Consider the following 6,770-nt stretch of genomic DNA (forward strand, 5'->3'; position numbering starts at 1 on the left):
GAGCGGGTGATGGCGCGCGACCCATACGACCGCATCGACAAGGAGATCACCCGCATTCCGCTGCGCTATCCGGCGCCGCGGGCGTGGTGGATCGCCTTCGCCGTCGCCTGCGCCCTGCTCGCCCTCTACGTCGTCGCCGCCACGGTGCTGTTTGCGCGCGGCGTCGGGGTCTGGGGCCTGAACATCCCGGTGAACTGGAGCCTGGCCATCTCCAACTACATCTGGTGGCTCGGGATCGGTCACGCCGGCACCCTGATCTCGGCCATGCTGCTGCTGCTCGGCCAGACCTGGCGCAATTCGCTCAACCGCTTCGCCGAGGCCATGACCCTGTTCGCGGTGACCTGCGGCGGACTCTATCCGATCCTGCACCTGGGCAGGCCGTGGTTCTTCTACTGGATGGCCCCCTACCCCTCGACCATGGGGGTCTGGCCACAGTTCCGCAGCCCGCTGACCTGGGACTTCTTCGCGGTCCTGACCTATCTGACCGTCTCGGCGCTGTTCTGGTACATCGGCATCATTCCGGACCTCGCCTCGGTGCGCGACCGGGCCAGGACCCGCTCCGCCCAGGTGTTCTACGGCCTCCTGGCGCTGGGATGGCGGGGCGCGGCCAGCCATTGGACGCGCTGGCGCAGAACCTACCGGCTCACCGCGGCGATCGCCGTACCGCTGGTGGTCTCGGTCCATTCGGAGATCTCGCTGATCCTGGCCTCGGGCCCGATCCCGGGCTGGACCTCGACGGTCTTCCCGCCCTACTTCGTGCTCGGCGCGGCCTTCTCCGGCTTCGCGGTCGTCTCGATGATCGCCATCGTCCTGCGCCACGCGCTGGGCCTGCAGAACCTCGTCACCGAGACCCACCTCGACCTGCTGGGCAAGCTCACCCTCCTTTGCGGCCTGATGACCGCCTACGGCTATTTCGCTGAGGTGTTCACCGCGCTGTGGTCCGGCGAGGCTTCGGAGCTGGAGACGCTGCGCAACCGGCTGATCGGGCCGATGGCCTGGAGCTACTGGGGCGCGATCGTCTGCAACTTTGCGCCGCTGCAGCTTCTCTGGTTCCGCAGCATCCGCCGCGCGCCGGTCCCGCTGTTCGTCATCAGCCTGCTGGTGGCGATCGGCATGTGGTGCGAGCGCTACATGCTGGTCGTCACCACCCTGGCGCACCACGGGCTGGTCTCGTCGTTCGCCCGCTTCTCGCCCAGCTTCTGGGAGTGGAGCATCTACGTCGGCTCGATCGGCCTGTTCCTGACCCTCTTCCTGCTGTTCGTCCGCGCCCTGCCGATCATCTCGGTCTCCGAGCTCAAGGAGGAAGTGACGGAGGAAGGCGGCGATGGCTGAGCGCGCCCCTCGCCTCTACGCCGTGGTCGCCGAATTCAACCGGCCGGACGCCCTGCTCGCCGCGGTACGTCAGGCGCGTCGCGACGGCTTCAGTCACCTGGAGGCCTTCAGTCCCTTCCCGGTCGAGGGGCTGGACGCGGAGCTCGGCCTGCGCGCGCCGGCCATCCCGCGGGCGATGCTGGCGGGCGGGATCCTCGGGGCCGTCGGCGGCTTTGCGATGCAGGCGTGGATCAACCTCGACTTTCCGCTCAACATCGGCGGGCGGCCGCTGATCGCCTGGCAGGCCTTCCTCCTGATCACCTTCGAGCTGATGGTGCTGGGCGCGGTCAGTTTCGCGATCCTGGCCATGCTGATCGGCAACCGGCTGCCCAGGCTGCACCATCCGCTGTTCGAGATCCCGGACTTCCACTTCGCCACCGACGACAAGTTCTTCCTGGCGCTGCTGGCCGAGGCGCCGGACTTCGACCCCGCCGCGGCCCACCGCTACCTTGACGGGCTGAAGCCGCTGCGGGTGTCCGACGCGCCGCTGACGGAGCCGGAGTCGTGAGAGCCGCGGTCCTGCTGCTGCCGCTCGCGTTCGCGCTCGCCGCCTGCGACCAGATGCGCGAGCAGCCGCGCTACGACGCCTTCGAGAAGGCCCGGCTGTTCCCCAACGGCCAGGTGAACCAGCTCCCTCCCGATGGCACGGTGGCGCAGGAGGACGCCGCCTGGCAGGCCGCGGAGACGACACGGCCGCCGATGACGCCGGCGCTGCTGGCCCGCGGCCAGGCCCGCTACCGGATCGCTTGCGTCCAGTGCCACGGCGAGGCGGGCGACGGCGACGGCGTGGTGGTCAGCCGCGGCTTTCCCCGCCCGCCCGCCTTCGCCAGCCCGCAGGTGCGCGCGCTGTCTTCCGCCCAGGTCGTCGACGTCATCGCCCGCGGCTGCGGCGCGATGTACCCGCACGCCGACCGCGTCGCGCCTGCTGACCGCTGGGCGATCGCCGCCTATGTCCAGGCGCTCCAGCTCAGCCAAGGGGCCCCTACGGCCAGCCTGCCGGCCGAGGACCGCGCGCAACTGGAGGCGATCCATGCGCGGTGACCGCGTCGGCCTCCCCGCGGCGATCGCCGGCCTCGTCGCCGCCGCCGCCGTCTTCGTCGCCGTCGCGATGGTCGGCGGGGCGGCCTGGCGCGCCTGGCTGGGAGCCGCGGTCCTGCTGACGTGCGCGCCGACCGGCGCGCTGGCGGTGATCATGATGCTGCGGCTGATCCCCGGCGCCTGGCGAGACGGCCTGACCGAGCCGCTCGCCGCCGCGCCGGCCCTGCTGCCGCCGGCGGCCCTGGCCATGGCGCCGATCCTGGCCCTGCCCGGGCTGGTCTACGCCTGGGTCGATCATCCGGGTCCGGGCGCCTTTCGCGCAGCCTGGATGGCGCCCGGCTTCTTCGCCCTCCGCGGCGTCCTGTGGTTCGTGCTGCTCGTCGTGCTGGCGGTGCGCCTCGGACGCGACCCGCGGGCGGAACGGACCGCGACGCTGGGGCTGATCGCGCTGGTGGTCGCCGGCCTGCCGATCGCCTTCGACTGGCTGCTGTCGCTGGACCATGGCTTCGCCTCTTCGGGCTTCGGCCTCTATCTGCTGTCGATCGCCATCCTTCTGGCGCTGGCGCTGGCCGTCGCCGCCGGCGCCCAAGCCCCCGAGCCGCGGGTGCGCGACGTGCTCGGCGGAACCCTGTTCACCGTCGCGGTGATCTGGGCCTACCTGGGCTTCATGCAGTACTTCATCACCTGGTCGGGCGACCTGCCCGGCGGGGTGGGCTGGTATCTGCGCCGCGGCGGGGCCTGGGGGGCGCTGGCTTGGCTGGCGATCGGCCTGAAGACGCTGGGCTTCGCACCGCTGATCTTCGGCCACGTCCGCCGATCGCCGAGAGCTCTGGCCGCCTGCGCCCTGCTGGTCGCCGCCGGCGCAGTCCCGGAGGTCGGCTGGCTGGCCCTGCCGGCGCCGGGCCCGTCCGCCGGATGGGGGACGCTCGTCCTGTTCCTCGCCGCTAGCGCCGCGCTGGGGCTTTGCGGCTTCGGCCTCCTTCGCATCGCGCGTCGGCGGAGGGCCCGGGCATGAGCCGACAGACCCCGCCGGACGCCAGCATGCGCATCGCCCTGATCGGGATCGTCGCGGTGCTGGCGACCGCCGTACTCGGCCTCTTGGTGGCGGCGGGCGTCAGCCGGCTGTTCGACCGTTCGGCGATCCCGGCCGCGCCGCTTGTGCCCGCCGCGCCTCCTGCTCCGCAGCTGGAAGTCAGGGGCGGCGGCGACCTCGCCCAGGTTCGCGCCCGGGCCCAGGCGAAGCTCTCGACCTATGGCTGGACGGATCCCGGCCACGCCGCCGCCCGCATCCCGCTCGACCGCGCCCTGGCCATCACCGCACAGCGCGGCTGGTCCGACCCGGAGCCGGCGCGATGAGGCGCGCGCTCGCCCTCCTTGCGCTCGCGGCCCTGCCGGCGGCGACCCAGGCTGCCCCGCCGTTCGATCCGCTGCACGCCGCGGCGATCGACGGCCAAGCCGGCGTGCAGATCCCGATGCAGGTTCCGCTCCGGGACGCCCACGGCCGGCCCACGACCCTGGCCCTGATCGCCGGCGGCAAGCCGGTGCTGTTAGCGCCCGTGCAGCACCGTTGCCCGAACCTTTGCGGCTATTCGCTGGACGGGCTGGCGCAGCGGCTGCACGCCACCGGGCTCGACCGTGACGCCGCGGTCGTCGCCCTCGGGATCGACCCGAGGGAGACCCCTGCCGACGCAGCGGCCAGCGCCGGCCGGTTGGCTGGCCTCGCCGACGCCTACGCCGTAGTGGGCGCAGCTCCGCAGGTCGCCGCCCTCACTGGCGCGCTCGGCTACCGTTACGCCTGGGATCCGCGGCTTGGCCAGTACGCGCACCTGGCGGCGGTGGCGGTGCTCACCCCGGACGGGCGGCTGTCGTCCTGGCTCTACGGCCTGGCGCCGCCGGACCCGGTGCTGCGGGCGGCGGTGCGCACAGCGGCCCGCGGCGGGCTCGGCGCGCTGGGGGATCGGCTGACCCTGCTCTGCTACCACTATGATCCGCAGACCGGGCGCTATGACAGCCGGGTCGCCCTCGCCCTGAAGCTCGGCGGCGCCGCCGTCGTCCTGGCGCTGGCGGCCTTCATCGCGCTCAGCCTGCGGCGGGAACGGCGGAGCGCCCGGCCGTGAGCAGCTTCTGGCCCGCCCGCGCCTCCGCCTACGCCGGCCACGTCGACCTGCTGATGTGGGTCTTCACCGGGGTCGTGGCCCTGCTGAGCGCGCCGGTCTTCCTGCTGACCTTCTACTTCGCCTGGAAATATCGCCGCGGCCGCCCCGCCGACCGCGACCACGTCATCAACCGCAGCCCGCTGATCGAGACCTCCTGGGCGGTCATCCCATTCCTGCTGACCATCGGCTTCTTCGCCTACGCCGCCTGGATGTACTTCAACCTGCAGCGGCCACCGCCCGGGGCGCTGACCGTCGACGTGGTCGGCAAGCAGTGGATGTGGAAGTTCCAGCATCCCGGCGGCCAGCGCGAGATCGACGACCTGCACGTCCCCGCCGGCCAGCCGGTCAGGCTGGTGATGACCTCGCAGGACGTCATCCATTCGCTCTATCTGCCGGAACTGCGCATCAAGCAGGACGTGCTGCCGGGCCGTTACACCCAGTTCTGGTTCACCGCCGACCGGCCGGGCGTCTACCGCATCCTCTGCAGCCAGTTCTGCGGCTTCGACCATTCACAGATGATCGGCCGCTTCGTGGTGCTCTCGCCCGCCGACTACGGCCGCTGGCTGCAGGCCGGCCAGACCGACCTGACCCTGGCCGGCCGGGGGCGCATGCTCTACGGCCGGCTAGGCTGCTCGGGTTGCCACGACCCGGGCGGCCCGGTTCGCGCTCCGCCGCTCAACGGCCTGGCCGGCGCCGCTGTCCCGCTCTCCGACGGGCGCACTATTACTGCCGACGCCCAGTACCTGCACGACAGCATCACCGACCCGAACCGCGAGGTCGCCGCCGGTTATTCCGCCGTCATGCCGACCTACGCCGGGGTCGCCGACGAGGGCCAGATCCAGGCGCTGGTCGCCTACATCCAGTCGCTGGGCGGCCAGCGGTCAGGGGATCCGTTATGACCGCGCCAACCATCGTCACCGGCGAAACCCGCGAGGAGCGCGAAAGCTACCTGCGCGCCGGCCATTCGCTGGCCTCGTGGCTGTTCACCACGGACCACAAGCGGATCGCCATCCTCTACCTGATCTCGATCACCTTCTTCTTCTTCATCGGCGCCTGCGCCGCCGCCGCCATCCGGCTGGAGCTGATCACCCCGCAGGCCGACCTCCTGACCCATGAGGGCTACAACCGCGCCTTCTCGATCCACGGGATCGTCATGGTCTGGTTCTTTCTGATCCCCTCGATCCCCAACGTCTTCGGCAACTTCCTCATCCCGCTGATGATCGGGGCCCGCGACCTGGCCTTCCCCAGGCTCAACCTGCTCAGCTGGTACATCTACATCGCCAGCGGGGCGGTGCTGCTCTATGTGCTGGCGAGCGGCGGGGTCGACACCGGCTGGACCTTCTACACCCCACTCTCGACCAAATTCGCCAACGGCCACGTCATCGCCGCGGCGACGGCGGTGTTCGTCGCCGGCTTCTCCTCGATCCTCACCGGCCTCAACTTCATCGTCACCATCCACACCCTGCGCGCGCCGGGCATGACCTGGGGCAGGCTGCCGCTGTTCGTCTGGTCGCACTATGCGACCTCGCTGGTCCTGGTGCTGGCGACCCCGGTCCTGGCGATCACCCTTACCCTGATCGTCGCCGAGCGGCTGTTCGGGATCGGCGTCTTCGATCCCGCGCTCGGGGGCGATCCGCTGCTATTCCAGAACCTGTTCTGGTTCTACAGCCACCCGGCCGTCTACATCATGGTGCTGCCGGCTCTGGGGGTGGTCAGCGAGTTGGTGTCGGCCGCGGCCCACAAGCAGGTGTTCGGCTACGCCTTCGTCGCCGCCTCCAGCCTGGCGATCGCCGGCGTCGGCTTCCTCGTCTGGGGCCACCACATGTTCGTGGCCGGCCAGTCGGTCTACGCCAGCATGACGTTCTCGTTCCTGAGCCTGGTGGTCGCCGTGCCCTCGGCGATCAAGGTCTACAACTGGACCGCCACCCTCTACAAAGGCGACATCGCGCTCGACCCGCCGTTCCTGTTCGGCATGGGCTTCATCGGCCTGTTCGTGATTGGCGGGCTGACCGGACTGATGCTGGCCATGCTCTCGGTCGACGGCCACGTGCACGACACCTACTTCGTCATTGCCCACTTCCACTACATCATGGTCGGCGGTGCGGTGACCGCCTTCCTGGGCGCGATCCATTTTTGGTGGCCCAAGATGTTCGGGCGGATGTCGAACGAAGTCTGGGGCCGGATTTCCGCCGGCTTCATCTTCAT

General features: G+C 70.7%; 8 protein-coding genes. All 8 read left to right on the top strand.

Annotated elements, in window-relative coordinates; all coding sequences use genetic code 11:
* Positions 1–1,332, top strand: a 1,332-nt coding sequence (nrfD, locus tag VJS38_RS08170) for an NrfD/PsrC family molybdoenzyme membrane anchor subunit (RefSeq protein ID WP_324087657.1), incomplete at its 5' end; no start/stop codon positions are given.
* Positions 1,325–1,879: a DUF3341 domain-containing protein gene (locus tag VJS38_RS08175; RefSeq protein WP_324087658.1), complete on the top strand. Its 555-nt coding sequence runs from the start codon at positions 1,325–1,327 to the stop codon at positions 1,877–1,879. The genes nrfD and VJS38_RS08175, both read left to right, overlap by 8 nt.
* Entirely contained in the window at positions 1,876–2,412 is a 537-nt protein-coding gene (locus VJS38_RS08180; protein WP_324087659.1) for a cytochrome c, read from the top strand. Before VJS38_RS08175 ends, VJS38_RS08180 begins: the two co-directional genes overlap by 4 nt.
* On the top strand, positions 2,402–3,424 hold the full coding sequence (locus VJS38_RS08185; protein WP_324087660.1) for a hypothetical protein: 1,023 nt from the start codon (positions 2,402–2,404) through the stop codon (positions 3,422–3,424). The genes VJS38_RS08180 and VJS38_RS08185 overlap by 11 nt, the downstream gene beginning before the upstream one ends.
* The gene (locus VJS38_RS08190; protein WP_324087661.1) at positions 3,421–3,765 is read left to right on the top strand and encodes a hypothetical protein; all 345 of its coding nucleotides are present in this window, start codon (positions 3,421–3,423) and stop codon (positions 3,763–3,765) included. Before VJS38_RS08185 ends, VJS38_RS08190 begins: the two co-directional genes overlap by 4 nt.
* Positions 3,762–4,526 carry a hypothetical protein gene (locus VJS38_RS08195; RefSeq protein WP_324087662.1) on the top strand — a complete coding sequence of 255 codons (765 nt, stop codon included), beginning with the start codon at positions 3,762–3,764 and terminating at the stop codon, positions 4,524–4,526. The genes VJS38_RS08190 and VJS38_RS08195 overlap by 4 nt, the downstream gene beginning before the upstream one ends.
* Positions 4,523–5,464 (top strand): cytochrome c oxidase subunit II, encoded by a 942-nt coding sequence (gene coxB / locus VJS38_RS08200; protein ID WP_324087663.1) that lies wholly within the window; start codon positions 4,523–4,525, stop codon positions 5,462–5,464. The genes VJS38_RS08195 and coxB overlap by 4 nt, the downstream gene beginning before the upstream one ends.
* Positions 5,461–6,770 (top strand): cytochrome c oxidase subunit I (locus VJS38_RS08205; protein WP_324087664.1); only part of this gene is annotated, 1,310 nt, incomplete at its 3' end. The genes coxB and VJS38_RS08205, both read left to right, overlap by 4 nt.

The sequence above is a fragment of the Phenylobacterium sp. genome (assembly GCF_035276905.1).
Lineage (GTDB): Bacteria > Pseudomonadota > Alphaproteobacteria > Caulobacterales > Caulobacteraceae > Phenylobacterium.